The sequence below is a fragment of the Ochrobactrum sp. BTU1 genome (assembly GCA_018798825.1).
Taxonomy (GTDB): Bacteria; Pseudomonadota; Alphaproteobacteria; order Rhizobiales; family Rhizobiaceae; genus Brucella.
Genome location: CP076355.1, coordinates 518,415 through 533,166, shown reverse-complemented (window position 1 = coordinate 533,166; position 14,752 = coordinate 518,415). Strand labels below are relative to the sequence as shown.

The following is a 14,752-nucleotide window of genomic DNA, read 5'->3' as shown; positions in this document are numbered from 1 at the left end:
GAATTGGCACGCCGTTTCCCGAAATCCGATACCGGACGGTCTGCACGGACTGAACGGCGTGCTGCTAAAGCAAAATCAGAAGCTGCACAGTCAGGAGATTCGACCTCCTTCCTGCCGACGCGTGACGAGGTTCTCAGGTTTATTGAAGAGAACCCGGACCGCTCAGGCAAGCGCGATTTGGCCAAGGCATTCAATATCAAGGGCGATGCACGCGTCTACCTCAAGGATCTGCTGCGTGAACTCGGTGACGAGGGCCTGCTTGAAAAGCGTGCCCGTCGCCTCTCTCGCCCCGGCACCCTGCCACCAATTTCCGTATTGAACATTATCGGCCGTGACAATGATGGCGGACTTATCTCGCTACCGGCTGAGTGGGACGAAGAAAACTACGGCAAGCCACCAGTCGTCACCATCCGCCGAACCCGCCTCAACAAGTCGTCCGATGGTCCGGCAGTCGGTGTTGGCGATCGGGTGCTGGCTAAGATTTTCCGCAACAAGGATAATGACGGGCCGGAGTATTCCGCCCGTGTGATCAAGGTTGTCGATCAGAGCAGCAACGCGGTACTCGGCGTATTGCGCAAGCTCAGCAATGGCGAATGGCGGCTTGAGCCAGTCAATCGCAAGCAGCCGGAAGTACAGCTTGACCCAAAGTCGCTTGCCAATGCGGAAAGTGGCGATCTGGTTGAGGTGGAGCTGACATCGTCTCGTCGCTATGGCTTGCCGAGCGGCAAGGTGCGACAGGTGGTGGGATCCATCGACAGTGAAAAAGCCCTTTCGATGATCGCCATCCACGAGCATGAAATTCCGCATATTTTCCCGGATGATGTGATCGGCGAAGCAGAAGCCGCAAAGCCTGCAACGCTTGACGGTCGTGAAGATTGGCGCGAGTTACCACTGCTCACAATCGATCCGTCAGACGCAAAGGATCACGATGATGCCGTTTATGCGGAGCCGGACACTGATCCTGAAAATGTCGGTGGTCATGTGGTCGTCGTTGCGATCGCCGATGTGGCGGCCTATGTGCGCCCCAACTCGGCGCTTGATCGCGAAGCACTGAAGCGTGGCAACTCAGTTTACTTCCCCGACCGGGTCGTACCTATGCTGCCAGAGCGCATTTCCAATGATCTCTGCTCGTTGCGTGAACTGGAAGATCGCCCAGCACTTGCCGTCCGCATGGTGTTCGATGCCAATGGACATAAGAAATCTCACAAATTCCATCGCATTCTGATGCGCTCGGCTGCAAAACTGGCCTACGCACAGGCACAGGCAGCGATCGACGGCGCAACGGATGAGAAAACTGCGCCTATTCTCGACACCATCCTTAAGCCGCTATGGGCCGCTTATGGCGCCCTGAAACGCGGTCGCGATGCACGAGAACCACTTGAGCTGGATTTGCCTGAAAAGAAAATCCTGCTCGGGCCTGATGGTAAGGTCGACAAAGTCATCGTACCTGAACGACTGGACGCACATAAGCTCATCGAAGAGTTCATGATTCAGGCCAATGTGGCCGCAGCCGAAGTACTTGAGGCACATCGACAGCCGCTGATTTTCCGCATTCACGATGAACCAGCGCTGGCAAAGCAGGAATCGTTGCGGGAGTTTCTGCGCACTCTTGAAATTAACCTTGCCAAAGGCGTTGCTCTCAGGCCGGCGCAGTTCAACCGTATTCTCGAAGCTGTTGATGGAACAGATCATCAAGATCTGGTCAATCAGGTGGTGCTACGTACGCAAAGCCAAGCGATCTACAGCCCGGATAATATCGGCCATTTCGGCTTGCACTTACGCAAATATGCGCATTTCACCTCGCCGATCCGCCGTTACGCCGATCTGATCGTGCATCGGGCTCTGATCAAGGCATTAGGTCTTGGCAAGGACGGTCTGACCACCGATGAAGAAGCGCATCTGGAAGAAACTGCGGCGCTCATTTCTTCGACCGAACGCCGTGCGATGCTTGCAGAGCGTGAGACCGTTGATCGCCTGATTGCCCATTTCCTCGCAGCCCATCTTGGTGATGAATATGAGGGTCGCGTAACCGGCGTTACAAAAGCCGGGCTTTTCGTATCCCTTGCGACATATGGCGCAGATGGGCTTGTCCCCATTTCAACTTTGGGTGATGAATACTATCTGTATGACGAAGCAAGCCATGCACTCGCCGGAGAGAGAAGCGGAAAAGGCTTCCGTCTGGGCGACAATGTTACGGTTAAACTGGTGGAAGCGCTCCCTGTCGCAGGTGCGCTTCGGTTTGAGATGGTATCGGAACCGCACTCCTTGCCGATGTCGACGCGTTCACATCATAAGGCAAGCAAGGGGATGCGCGGGCGCAAAGGAAAGCCAGCGGGCATTTCGCGCTCCAAGAGAAAAGGTCGCAGATGAGCACGCTAGAGGCCAATTCCACGGATAGTCAGATCCACGTTTTCGGCGGTGAAAGCCAGAAAACTGCACGCCCGACCCGCGATCTGGGTGAGGCAATGTGGCGCGGGTTTAAGTGCCGGTGCCCGCATTGCGGCGAAGGCAAGCTGTTTCGCGCTTTTGTAAAGCCGGTCGATAGCTGCTCTGTCTGCGGTGAAGATTATACGCCACAGCGTGCAGACGACCTTCCAGCCTATTTGACAATCCTCGTTGTTGGCCACATTGTCGTTGGCGCTTTCATGGGCGTTGAAGCAACCACGAACCTGTCGCTTTGGGCGCATATGGCTATCTGGGGGCCGATGACAGTCATCCTGTCACTTCTCATGCTGCAGCCAATCAAAGGCGCAACCATAGGCCTTCAATGGGCGCTGTTCATGCACGGTTTCGGCGGTCAGGGCGAAGGTGATTACGGCGACGTCACCTGACAGGGTTCATCCCCGTGAAATCCCCTTCACACGCCACAAGTCATACACCAACTCTGCCGCTTCGCCCGCGCGATGCTGCATCATTGCTTCTTATTGACCGCACGGAAGACGTCCCGCGCATTCTGATGGGCAGACGTCATCCGTCACTTGCGTTCATGCCTGGGAAATATGTATTCCCAGGCGGGAGAGCTGATCCGATCGATGGCAGCATTGGCGCTGCCTCCGAGCTTAGTTCCGATGACACGCTGAAGCTAGTATCAGGAATGGGGGCGCGGGCTTCGCGACGTCGAGCAAGAGCGCTGGGGCTTTGTGCCATTCGCGAAACATTCGAAGAAACCGGATTGAGGCTCGCGCGTCCCGGGTCAGAAAACGCCTTGTCATTAAACGGTGCCAATTATCCTGCAAACAAGGATTGGTTGGCATTTCTGGAAGGCGGTGCGCTGCCCGCGCTGGGAGACCTGCGCTATTTCGCCCGTGCAATCACACCACCTGGAAATGTACGCCGTTTCGACACGCGCTTTTTTATTGCTTTCCGTGACAGCTTGCCGGAACTGGCAAGCCAGAGACTTCTTCCCAGTGGAGAACTACAAGATTTGGATTGGGTGGCCGTCGATGACGTTGATAAACTAGACGTCGCCCGTATTACTCAGACCATTCTGAAAGAAGCGCAAATGCTGCTGACGGAAACCCGGCTTGAACTGCCAGCCACGCTGCCAGTGGTGCAATACAGCGAGCGGCATGGCCGCTTTGTTCGCGAAGTGATCTGACCTAATGAATAAAGAAGTTTATCCTGCCGACATCATCCCCCAGGAACCAGACGGCGGCAACACCCAGGGCCAGATGCATTGGCGTTCCTTAGCAGCGGCAATCGCCACAATCAGCGCGATGGGTGCAGCGATCGGGCTTGGTATTCCACTTCTGAGCGTTCTGCTGGAAAGCCGCGGCCACTCAGCCAGCCTTATCGGTGCGAATACTGCAGTCGCGGGCCTCGCTTCAATCGTTGCAGCACCGCTCGCTGCGCCCATTGCCGCCCGCCTCGGTGTGGCCAAGGCAATTGTTCTGATGCTCTTGATTGGCAGCGTCGCATTTCTGGGTTTCCACTTTTTTCAGCCACTCTGGGCATGGTTTGCTCTGCGAATCGTTCTGCATTTTGCGCTAACGGTGCTTTTCGTTCTTTCAGAATACTGGATCAACGCTTCCGCCCCGCCTGAAAAACGTGGCCTTGTGCTCGGTATATATGCAACATCGCTTTCGCTCGGTTTTGCGCTCGGTCCTTGGCTCTTTTCAAAGATCGGTAGCGCGGGCGGTTTGCCGTTCTATGTCGGCTTCGCCATCATCTTGATCGCCATCATTCCGGTGGTGGTCGCATGGCGCGACAGCCCGGACTTTGAGGAAGGCGAACATGTTCCCTTTCTGCCGTTCATTTTTGCCGTACCGACGGCAACGATGGCAGTCTTCGTATTCGGCGCCGTTGAAACCGGTGGCTTCGCCCTATTCCCGGTATTTGGCGCCCGTGTTGGCTATGACGAAGGCGATGCAGCCTTGCTGCTGACCATGATCGGCCTTGGCAATGTGCTGATGCAGATACCGTTGGGGATCATTAGCGACCGTATTTCGGATCGCCGCAAACTGCTGCTATTTTGCGCCGTCACGGGTCTCGCCGGGATGATTGCCCTGCCTTACCTGATGGAAAGCTGGTATCTCATGGCAGCTGTCTTGTTCCTCTGGGGCGGCGTTGTTGCCGGACTATATACAGTTGGGCTTGCGCATCTTGGTTCGGAACTCACGGGACGCGAGCTTGCATCAGCCAATGCCGCCTTTATCTTCTGCTATGCAATCGGCATGTTGGCGGGCCCACAAGCCGTCGGCGTGGGCATGGACATGGCGGGACCCAAGGGCTTTCCGCTGACTCTGGGCGTCTTTTTTGCAGCTTTTGCACTGTTTGCTACGATAAGAGTTGTTCAAAGGAAGAAGCGGGGTTGACTTTTCGCCCTTAATCCGTAGTGTCGCGCCGAATTTCCGCTTCTGACCAATTGGACAGACTCGCAGCGGTTTAATCATGAAAGAGCAGGTATTTCGATATGGCCAAGGCTACGACCATCAAGATCAAGCTTTTGTCGACCGCTGACACCGGCTTCTTCTACGTAACGAAGAAGAACAGCCGCACGATGACGGAAAAGATGACAAAGACCAAGTACGACCCGATTGCGCGCAAGCACGTCGACTTCAAGGAAACGAAGATCAAGTAATTCGTTTCCGACGCCAGATTACTGGTAGGAGTCAAAAAGTCGTCTCTTACGAGACGACTTTTTTATTTGCGTATGGGCTTATTCAGGCGGCCGAGAGGACGATGCAATTCCGGCCAGTTTTCTTGGCTTCATAAAGCGCTGCATCCGTTCGTGCAAAAAGTGCCTCAGCGGTATCTCCGCCCGTAAGCCGTAGCCCGGCAATACCGATGCTGATCGTCAGATTGATCTTGTGCTTACCGCCAATGATGAGGAACGGCGCTTCGGCAACAGCATCGCGAATGCGCTCTGCTACCGCCGTTGCAGCAGTCAAATCTGTATCCGGCAGCACGATAGCAAATTCTTCGCCGCCATAGCGACACATGACGTCCATCGCGCGTATCTTTTTACGCAGCCGCGCAGCGAATTCTCGCAGAACATCGTCGCCACCGTCATGCCCGTATTTGTCATTGACCTGCTTGAAATGGTCGAAGTCAATCATGATGACCGATAGCGGCCTCTCGCGCCCTGTAGCACGTGACAAGAGCACTGGCATATGCGTATCCAGGTAACGCCGATTATGCAGCCCGGTGAGGCTGTCAGTCACCGCCATTGTGATTGTGCGGTGTAAGCTCTGACGCAACAAATCATTGTAGCATTTGCGCTTGATCTGGGTGCGCAACCGCGCATAAAGCTCCAGCTTCTCAAGCGGACGCATCACATAGTCGTTTACGCCCAGTTCAAGCGCCCGGACGACCAGAGCACCCTCGTCTTCATTGACGATCAGAATGATCGGAACAAGCCGTGTGCGTTCAATTGTGCGTATCTGGGAGCATAGGCGCAATGGGTCGTAATAGGTAAAATCTGCCGAAATGACGATGCTGTCGTAATCATTCTCAATCGCCTTGATGAGCGCCGTATTTGCATCATGTGCGACATCGACGAAATAGTCCTCGCCGAGAATGAGGCGCAGCCGTGCTGCTGCCAATTCATTCTCATCCACCACCAGGATACGTGCAGCATCCTCTCCGCCGCCAAAGCGTCCGGATAATTTGGTCACGAGTAGAGCTTCGACTTCTGTGTCAGCGACAGTGCCAGTGCGTTGGAAAAGCTCATCCGAAACCATTTTAAGACGCGCAAGGCTTTTCACCCGTGAAAGGAGCTGACGATCCTGCGCGGGCTTCGAAAGGAAATCATCCGCTCCGGCCTCAAGCCCTTTGATCTTGTCTTCAGAACTATTCAGAGCAGTTAGAATCACAACCGGAATATTGGAGGTGCGCGGGTCGACTTTCAGGCGATGACAAACGTCAAAGCCGTCCATATCCGACATGACAACATCAAGGATAATCACATCGATCTGCCCGCCCAGGCAAATCTCGATCGCCTCTGCGCCTTTATTAGCGGTCACGACCTCGTAATATTCGCTCAAGAACAGCGCTTCAAGCAGCTTTGCGTTTGATTCTGCAGCATCAACGACAAGAATTCTTGCAGTCATATCAGCCAGCCCCCCAAAATTCTAACCCTTGCGAGATTCCCCAAATCGAAAAGGTTTAAGCGTCACCCAAGTATGACTTTATGGTTTCTATAAACCGTGGCACCGAGATCGGCTTGGATATATAGGCTTCACAGCCTCCCTGCCGAATGCGTTCTTCATCGCCTTTCATGGCGAAGGCCGTCACCGCAATCACTGGGATATGCCGCAATTCCTCATCATCTTTAAGCCACTTGGTCACTTCCAGACCGGAAACCTCCGGAAGCTGGATGTCCATCAAAATAAGATCGGGACGATGTTCGCGCGCAAGATCAAGTGCCTCAAGACCGTTTCGTGTCCTGATTGTTTCATATCCGCTGGCTTCGATAAGATCGCGAAACAACTTCATATTAAGTTCGTTGTCCTCGACGATCATGACACTTTTCGTCATCGAATATTCCTTGGCCTTAATCTTTCCCGAGGTAAAACAAGGTTGTCTTGTCTGTCCTGCCCATATAGCTCCACTATAGTTTAAGCGCATTTCATTGACGAAAGGCAAATATTCGCCAAATCCCACATTGTCGTTAAGACTTTCGGCTATTAAACAAAGGCCACAGTCTAAGGCTTTCCTCAAAACGGAAGAAAGCAATTTTTCTGCATAAAATCATTTAAAACAAAGAGTTAATTGGAGAGATCATATGAAGACGCTGTTAAGCCGAGCCGACGCTGAAAACCTAGCGGTAGAAGCGCTTGTGTGGTTGGCTCAAGACAAGGATCTATTGCCGCGTTTTCTCGCACTCACCGGAATTGAAGCATCATCTATTCGCTCTGCTGCACAGGAACCGGGCTTTCTCGCAGGCGTGCTCCAATTCTTTCTCGGGCATGAACCAACTTTGATACGCTTTTGCGAAGAAACAGGGCGCGATCCTGCCCTTATAGAAAAGGCCATGGCACTGTTACCGGGGGGCATTAATAACCATCTTTGATAAAAGCCCCGCATTGCGGAGCTTTTGTCGCCTTCAGCCCTGCAGAGTTTATGCAGCGCTTACGGCTTCAGCATTCGATACACTGATAATGCTCAGCTCATGGGCTTTGCCGTCACGTGCAATCCACGACATGGACTGGCCCGGAGTAAGGCCAATAAGAGCAGTACCGATTGGGGTTAGAATAGAAATCTTGCCTTGCGCAATGTCTGCCTCGCCGGGATAAACCAACGTTACTTTGCGTTCATGACCGTCGTTTGAGCGAAACTCTACCATCGAACCCATGCGAACGACGTCTGCAGGCAGCTTTTTCTGCGGCACGACTTTTGCGCGATCGAGTTCCTGCATCAACTCCTCGGCCACCTCCTCCAACTTTTCGGAGACGTTGCCGGCCAGAATTGTCAGGCGCTCATGGTCAATATCGCTGACGACGATCTTTGGCTTCTTGCGATTCTTTTCGCTCATGACGATAGCTCACTGCTGTCTAAGGATAATTGTTCTCCACACCGAATCCCGGCCGGAGCATTTGCTTGAATTTTGAATGAAAGCGCTTTTAAAAATTCCGCTTGAAACCAAGCGGCAACCCGTCCCCCGGAGCCCTCTGCGCAAGGCAGGCCTCGAGGGTTGCTATCCCGTGATCGGTTGAACCCGATGGAGTATGGAAGCAAAGCGGTTGTTCATAACACTAAACTTGGTGATATCCTTGCCAATGTCAAGGGCACAGCTGACAGGGTGACAGAGTATCGATGGCATTGGCTCGCTTTAGTGCTATAAAGCGATGTTCCTTTTATGTTCATACAAACACACGCTACCATGTCCGAACAACCCGTTATAAACAGTTCAGAACAGGGCTTTTGTCGCGATTGTTTGTCGCTGCAAAAGCTGGAATCAGCGCGCCGTTGTCGAGCTTGCGGCAGCCCGCGCCTTTTGCGCCATGCCGAGCTATACAAATTATCGCTCGCCCATGTGGATTGTGATGCATTTTATGCCTCCGTAGAAAAGAGAGACAATCCTGAATTGCGTGACAAGCCGCTGATAATCGGCGGTGGAAAACGTGGTGTGGTTTCAACGGCTTGCTATATTGCGCGCATTCACGGCGTACGTTCTGCGATGCCTATGTTCAAAGCGCTTGAAGCCTGTCCGCAAGCTGTTGTTGTCAAGCCCAACATGGAAAAATACGTTAAGGTCGGCCGTGAAGTTCGGCAGTTTATGCACGAACTGACACCACTGGTGGAACCGATTTCCATAGACGAAGCATTTCTCGATTTGGGTGGCACAGAGAGACTTCACCGTGCACCAGCCGCTATGGTGCTTGCTCGTTTTGCCAAACGTGTTGAAGCGGAAATCGGCATCACCATTTCCGTAGGTCTATCCTATTGCAAATATCTCGCAAAGGTTGCATCCGACCTTGAAAAACCGCGAGGTTTCTCCGTTATAGGTGAAATGGAGGCTCTCGATTTTCTTCGTGACAAACCGGTCAGCATGATCTGGGGTGTCGGAAGATCATTCAATACAAAGCTCGAAAGTGACGGTATTCGCACCATTGGACAACTTCAGACGATGGATGAAGGCACGCTCATGAAGGCTTATGGCACGATGGGGCAGCGTTTGTTTCGCCTTTCACGCGGACAGGACAGCCGACAAGTTGAGCCTGAGCACGATATGAAGAGCGTTTCAGCTGAAACCACGTTCAATAAGGATCTTTCAGAGGCTGGTGATTTGGTGCCCGTGCTGCGCGCACTGTCTGAAAAGGTCTCACAGCGCTTAAAGGCCAGTGATATCGCTGGACGCACCGTGGTTCTGAAGCTCAAGACACAGGATTTCAAACTTCGAACGCGTAATCGGCAGTTAGCCGATCCGACGCAACTGGCGGACCGGATTTTCCGCACTGGTCTGCAGCTTCTTGAAAAGGAATTGGATGGAACCAGATTCCGTCTACTTGGCATCGGCGTAAGTGAGCTTTCATCGGATGAGCGTGCTGATCCACCCGACCTCGTTGATACTCAAGCTGCAAAACGCGCCGTGGCTGAGGGGGCTATCGACCGTCTGCGTGACAAATTTGGCCACAGTGCCGTGGAAACAGGATATACATTTTCAAAGGGCAATCTCGCGCGCCCCCAAACCCCGTCCGATCGTGAGACAGACAAATAATTATCTTTCGAAGCATCTTATGGAAAGTCTTGGAGAAAAAGCAAACAATCGCTGCTAACCGCTTGACGAAGTGTGTCTGGATCAATATTGGATCTGACCAAGAGATCACTGTCTGATTTGATAGATCTCTTCGGAAGGCCTCATGGCGGAGTGGTTACGCAGAGGACTGCAAATCCTTGCACCCCGGTTCGATTCCGGGTGAGGCCTCCAAAAATTCAATCAATAAAATCAATGATTTACCGCATATCGCCAGATGACTGGTGTAAGATTTCATGTCGCGTCTTGTTGCAAATAGATTCTCTGTAATTACAACGAGTTACACCCCCCCGGCAAATCCACGCAACATGAAATGCAATATGGAATGCCAACCAAACACTTGGTGAATCACGTAGTTTTCAGCGCGGCCTAGCCATCCAATGCCTGGGCCCTACCTCCATTCAAAACGGAGGAAGCCATGAACGGACCAAAGCGCGAAGGCGATTACACAGATCGAGATATCGACTGTCAGAAAGCTGTGAAGACCATCAGGGACACTCGTTGAAGATGGATTTGAGCCTTGAGGCAATGAGCGGATTGTCATTGGCGCTCGCAAACTTATTGTCTGACCATCATAATCAACTGATGAATGAATTTGAGCGTCGTCCTTTGATTGACATTGTTTCACCTGACATCTCCTATTCCGCCGCACCGATGGGTGTCGAATTGACGATTTCTGCTCACGGGCTTTCACCCGTTAAAGTACCGCTGCCCCTCCCAAGGGCGGTTGACCGCGTCCGAATTGTACATGTTGGCTGCATTGCCGAGACTGTTCACTGCAACCATTCCGTTGTTGGACCAGACGCAGCAAAGGAAGATTCGAGCGTTTATCGGTTTGACATTGACGGCATCAGCAATCCTGATGCCCAGCTAATCGAAGCAGCGCCAGATCTTTATGAGGCTTTGGAGAAACTGTCCGGCGTTCATCGCCTTGTCTATGGCTTGGTAGATCGTGGCTTGCTCGTAAAACATCCCGGCATTGCGAGAAGGGGCATAAATACGACAAGGCTGGCATATCGGGCATTCTGCTTTGCGCACGACAGTTCATGAACTCACTAGCCGACAGCTCGCTAGAGGAAATCAAACGAGCGATTGAGGACGAGCCATTCCTCAAGGATTATTATGAGATTGGCGAAAAGTACGTCAGATCGATTGATGGGCGCATATCATTTGCATTCGCCGGCTTCGATCGCAACATCGCTAGCATAAAATCTAAGGACCGTTTGCTGCTATGCTGGGTTGATGAGGCTGAGCCTGTCACAGATCACCATTCATTAAAACCAACTCCTGGATGTCGGTAACAAACGCGCCATAAGCGGATCCAAATTCTGAGCATCGAACTGTTCAGCCAGAAGAGTTGCTGTGGTTGGCCCTAACGTAAATCCCTGATGGCCGTGGCCGAAGTGAAACCATAAACCTTTGTGTCTGCTTGGTCCTACGACCGGCAACATGTCGGGCATGCAAGGCCGCGTACCCAACCATGGATTATCTTCGATCGGATCCTTAAACATGAAAAGTTCTCGCGCCGCGGCTTCAGCGCGCAGCATTTGCCGTGCAGAGGCGGGAGTTCCCAGTGGGGTCATGTGCGCACCGGTCAAAATACGTAACCCCTTATTCATTGGTGCAATGAAAGTGGCGTTTTCCACGTCCAGTGTCGCAATTTGCGGTTCTTGTTCAATCGCGAAGTGCCGATGATATCCCCGCTTGAAAACCATAGGCACGCGGTAACCAAACACTTTCAGGAGCTCGGACGACCAGGGTCCGAGAGCAACTATAATATTCTGCGCGGATATCGGGCCCTCCTGCGACACGACTCGCCAGCCGCCAGTATCCTGCTGTAGTGTTGTTGCGTCCCCGATTGCAAATGTTCCCCCGCGTGCAACGAAAAGCGATGCATACCGTTGAACCAGCTCTCCCGGATCACGACAGGTCCATGGGGACGTCCAGTGCACAGCACCTGCTAGCTCACATTGTAGTGTCGGCTCAACCGCAGCTGTATCACTTTTACCAAGTACTGCATTTGCTATGCCATATAATTGCTTTAGGCGCTCCGCCCTCACCGCTGCTTCTTCAAATTTTGCGCGTGTGCGATATACAACTCGCCAGCCTTTCCGGACGACCAGATCATCTGCACCAGCGGGCCCTATGAACCTTGCATGGTCTTCGCTCGCTCGCACAACCAGCCTCGAATATGTCGCAACCGTTTGGGCATAAGATTGAGGTGCTGAATATGAAAAGTAACGCCAGAGCGGCCCAGCCAGATGTGGCATATCACGCAGTTGCCAATCAACGTCGTTGCCGCGTTTTATGGCAATTGAAAGAATTTCACGCAACGAACGCGGGAACGCGTGCGGCTCAACTGCCTCAGTCTGGATGATACCTGCATTGCCATAACTCGTTTCTTGCCCCGGCTCCCTGCGATCAACAAGAACTACGTTGTGCCCCCTCTCCTGTAACGCAAGAGCGGTAGAAACACCGACCATACCGGCCCCAAGAACGATTGTGTCAGTCATAGCTTAATTCCATAATTCGTGCCTAGAATGGTCTTGAGAAAACTCCTGATGGCCAAGAGCATGCGACCACACAACAAATCCAATCAGTTTGACTTTCCGACGATAAACATGTTTTTACTATTAGAAAATCCAATTCTTGCATTTGAGAGACCAGAATGAAGCTTTTCATCGCCGGGCTGGACACAGAGACCAACACATTTTCACCTATGCAAACAGGCCTTGAAGCATTTTCAGAAAATCTCATTGCTTACGGAGACGCGACCCAGAAGCCTTTGAACTGTTGTTCATCACAGCTTTTCGTCTGGCGTGAAGCCGCGCAAAAACGTGGCTGGCACGTAGTTGAAAGTCTATGCGCTGTCGCGGAACCCGGTGGAAGAACCACACGTTTAGTCTACGAACACTTCCGCAAAACAATTCTCGACGATCTTAAAGCAGCCATGCCAGTCGATGCAGTCATGCTCGCACTTCATGGCGCATGTGTTGCAGACGGTTATGACGACGTAGAAGGTGATCTGATTTCACACATTCGCATGCTTGTCGGTACGACAACCCCGATCGCTGTCGAATTGGATCTCCATTGCCATATCACAGATGCCATGACCACAAATGCGTCGATGATCATGACGTACAAGGAATACCCACACACCGATATTGAGAAAATCGCGTCCCAGCTTTTTTCTCTTGTGGAAGGTACACTAGCAGGCCAAATCCAGCCAACCATGGCCACATATGATTGCCGCCTTGTCAGCATTTTTCACCCACATAAATCTCCACTGCGTGACATAGTCGATCGCATGAAAAAAATGGAAGGACAGAATGGCGTGCTTGCGGTTTCGTTTGGGCACGGCTTTCCATGGGGTGATGTTGCAGATGTTGGAGCTAAAATGCTGGTTGTCACCGATAATGATCCAGATAAAGCTGCACGCATCGCTGAAAATTTTGGTCGAGAAATATACGACGCACGTGAACAAATGCGTGGCGATTATCTGACAGTTGATGATGCGTTGGATCGTGCCATTGCTATAGAACAAGGCCCAGTGGTGCTCGCCGATGTTTCCGATAATGCTGGGGGCGGCGCGCCCGGCGATTCAACGTTTATTTTGCACCGCATTCTTGAGCGTGGCATCGAAAATGTTGCTTCTTGCCTTTATTGGGACCCTGTTGCAGTACGAATGTGTCGAGAGGCTGGTGAAGGCGCAGTTTTGGATTTAAGGATCGGGGGCAAAATAGGAAAAGTATCTGGCGATCCGCTCGACCTTACGGTCAAAGTGAGGCGAATTGCATCTGGAGTTACTCAGCATTTTGGACCAACACCGCTTAGTATTGGTGATGCCGTATGGGTTAGTACAGGTAGCATCGACATTGTTTTGAACACAGTACGTACACAAACGTTTCATCCAGAATGTATGTCCGCATTGGGTCTCGACCCATCCAAAAAGAAGATAGTGACGGTGAAATCCAGCAACCATTTCCGGGCTGGTTTTGAACCTATCGCGAGTAATATTTTTTATGTTAGCGCGCCAGGTGCATTGCAGCCTCGTTTCGAAGACTTGCCATTTACCAAGCTGACAAAGCCATATTGGCCGCGCGTCGCCGATCCAATGACTCAATAGCCAGTCACTGGAACCAGCAAGATGGTCGCACCTGGAATGGATTGTGTTTCAACTATCTATTGATTAGGCGCTCATGTTCATTGTTTGGTTCTATTAACGCGTAAGCTAGGTTAGTCTTGGTTATCACCCCCACGATCTGGTCGAAGGCGAATTGGAGACGTCAAGAATGAATGATGCGAAATCGAGCCTCGGCGACATTCTGCGAGACATTCGCAATCGCAACCAATGGACGCTCGCCGAAGTAAGCGCGATGACAGGGCTGGCCGTGTCTACTCTCTCCAAGGTCGAGAACAATCAAATGCAGCTCACCTATGATCGGCTTATTGAGCTTGCGCAGGGAATGAATATCGACATTGCCGAGCTTTTTGGCACAATCGCCAGTCCCGATGCCACATCAAATGTTATGGGCCGCCGTACATACACGAAATCGGGCGAGGGAAAATCGATCATTACGCAGAACTACGATTATCTTTATCTCTGTACCGAAATATACAAGAAGGCGATGGTGCCTATTCTGGCTGTCGCACATGCCCGCACCCTCGAAGAGTTCGGCCCGCTTATCCATCACAAAGGTGAAGAGTTTTTCTACGTCGTTGAAGGAGAGCTTGAACTGCACTCGGAGATCTATGCACCTTTGCGCCTCAAGAAAGGTGACTCTGCGTATTTTGATGCAATGACGGGTCATGCCTACTTGAGCGTTAGTGAAGAACCTGCACAAATCCTATGTGTCTGCTCCACACCTGAAACTGAACTGGTTTCCACTCTCGTCAACCAGCAGACGATAAAGTTCTCAACCAACTAAGCAGAAACTTTCGTATCAATCCATCATTTCGCAGGTAAATTTGCGAAAATTATGTTTCTTATAAGAAAATAAATTGATTGCCTTTCAGAGCTGTGCGAACTTGCACCGACTACCTTTGGGTACAGCT

15 protein-coding genes and 1 tRNA gene are annotated in these 14,752 nt (G+C 51.9%); 12 read left to right on the top strand and 4 right to left on the bottom strand.

The features are described 5' to 3' along the window. The first annotated feature begins 3 nt into the window (after positions 1-3). From rnr to rpmG, 5 genes are all read left to right on the top strand, one after another. Entirely contained in the window at positions 4-2,370 is a 2,367-nt protein-coding gene (gene rnr / locus KMS41_13790; GenBank protein QWK79986.1) for a ribonuclease R, read from the top strand. Beyond that, positions 2,367-2,831: a DUF983 domain-containing protein gene (locus KMS41_13785; GenBank protein ID QWK79985.1), complete on the top strand. Its 465-nt coding sequence runs from the start codon at positions 2,367-2,369 to the stop codon at positions 2,829-2,831. Before rnr ends, KMS41_13785 begins: the two co-directional genes overlap by 4 nt. A 14-nt stretch (positions 2,832-2,845) precedes the next feature. Further along, positions 2,846-3,598 carry an NUDIX domain-containing protein gene (locus tag KMS41_13780; protein ID QWK79984.1) on the top strand — a complete coding sequence of 251 codons (753 nt, stop codon included), beginning with the start codon at positions 2,846-2,848 and terminating at the stop codon, positions 3,596-3,598. A gap of 73 nt (positions 3,599-3,671) precedes the next feature. Further along, positions 3,672-4,814: an MFS transporter gene (locus tag KMS41_13775; GenBank protein QWK80250.1), complete on the top strand. Its 1,143-nt coding sequence runs from the start codon at positions 3,672-3,674 to the stop codon at positions 4,812-4,814. A gap of 98 nt (positions 4,815-4,912) precedes the next feature. After that, positions 4,913-5,080, top strand: a complete 168-nt coding sequence (gene rpmG / locus KMS41_13770) for a 50S ribosomal protein L33 (protein QWK79983.1) — start codon at positions 4,913-4,915, stop codon at positions 5,078-5,080. A gap of 82 nt (positions 5,081-5,162) precedes the next feature. Here the strand turns inward: rpmG and KMS41_13765 are convergent, their stop codons facing one another. Together KMS41_13765 and KMS41_13760 are read right to left on the bottom strand one after the other, a co-directional pair. Then, positions 5,163-6,551: a PleD family two-component system response regulator gene (locus tag KMS41_13765; GenBank protein QWK79982.1), complete on the bottom strand. Its 1,389-nt coding sequence runs from the start codon at positions 6,549-6,551 to the stop codon at positions 5,163-5,165. A 55-nt stretch (positions 6,552-6,606) separates the two neighbouring features. Then, the gene (locus KMS41_13760) at positions 6,607-6,978 is read right to left on the bottom strand and encodes a response regulator (protein ID QWK79981.1); all 372 of its coding nucleotides are present in this window, start codon (positions 6,976-6,978) and stop codon (positions 6,607-6,609) included. 247 nt (positions 6,979-7,225) lie between these two features. Between KMS41_13760 and KMS41_13755 the strand changes: the two genes are divergently transcribed. Then, a complete protein-coding gene (locus KMS41_13755; GenBank protein ID QWK79980.1) occupies positions 7,226-7,513 on the top strand; it encodes a DUF3572 domain-containing protein in 288 nt (95 codons plus the stop codon). 48 nt (positions 7,514-7,561) lie between these two features. Here the strand turns inward: KMS41_13755 and rnk are convergent, their stop codons facing one another. Continuing rightward, complete coding sequence (gene rnk / locus KMS41_13750) at positions 7,562-7,975, bottom strand: nucleoside diphosphate kinase regulator (protein QWK79979.1); 414 nt, start codon at positions 7,973-7,975, stop codon at positions 7,562-7,564. A gap of 348 nt (positions 7,976-8,323) precedes the next feature. Here rnk and KMS41_13745 point away from each other — a divergent pair, with 348 nt between their 5' ends. The 4 genes from KMS41_13745 to KMS41_13730 all read left to right on the top strand — a co-directional run bounded on the left by KMS41_13745 (position 8,324) and on the right by KMS41_13730 (position 10,998). Next, a complete protein-coding gene (locus tag KMS41_13745; GenBank protein QWK79978.1) occupies positions 8,324-9,661 on the top strand; it encodes a DNA polymerase IV in 1,338 nt (445 codons plus the stop codon). A 136-nt stretch (positions 9,662-9,797) separates the two neighbouring features. Further along, a tRNA-Cys gene (locus KMS41_13740) sits at positions 9,798-9,871 on the top strand. 327 nt (positions 9,872-10,198) lie between these two features. Then, positions 10,199-10,747 (top strand): hypothetical protein, encoded by a 549-nt coding sequence (locus KMS41_13735; GenBank protein QWK79977.1) that lies wholly within the window; start codon positions 10,199-10,201, stop codon positions 10,745-10,747. Then, entirely contained in the window at positions 10,744-10,998 is a 255-nt protein-coding gene (locus KMS41_13730) for a phage terminase large subunit (protein ID QWK79976.1), read from the top strand. Before KMS41_13735 ends, KMS41_13730 begins: the two co-directional genes overlap by 4 nt. On the opposite strand, the gene KMS41_13725 is transcribed toward KMS41_13730, so the two are convergent. Further along, positions 10,972-12,210 carry an FAD-binding oxidoreductase gene (locus KMS41_13725; protein QWK79975.1) on the bottom strand — a complete coding sequence of 413 codons (1,239 nt, stop codon included), beginning with the start codon at positions 12,208-12,210 and terminating at the stop codon, positions 10,972-10,974. The genes KMS41_13730 and KMS41_13725 overlap by 27 nt on opposite strands. Before the next feature lie 155 nt (positions 12,211-12,365). Between KMS41_13725 and KMS41_13720 the strand changes: the two genes are divergently transcribed. Then, entirely contained in the window at positions 12,366-13,823 is a 1,458-nt protein-coding gene (locus KMS41_13720) for a M81 family metallopeptidase (protein QWK79974.1), read from the top strand. 166 nt (positions 13,824-13,989) lie between these two features. After that, on the top strand, positions 13,990-14,625 hold the full coding sequence (locus tag KMS41_13715; GenBank protein ID QWK79973.1) for an XRE family transcriptional regulator: 636 nt from the start codon (positions 13,990-13,992) through the stop codon (positions 14,623-14,625). Positions 14,626-14,752: the final 127 nt, after the last annotated feature.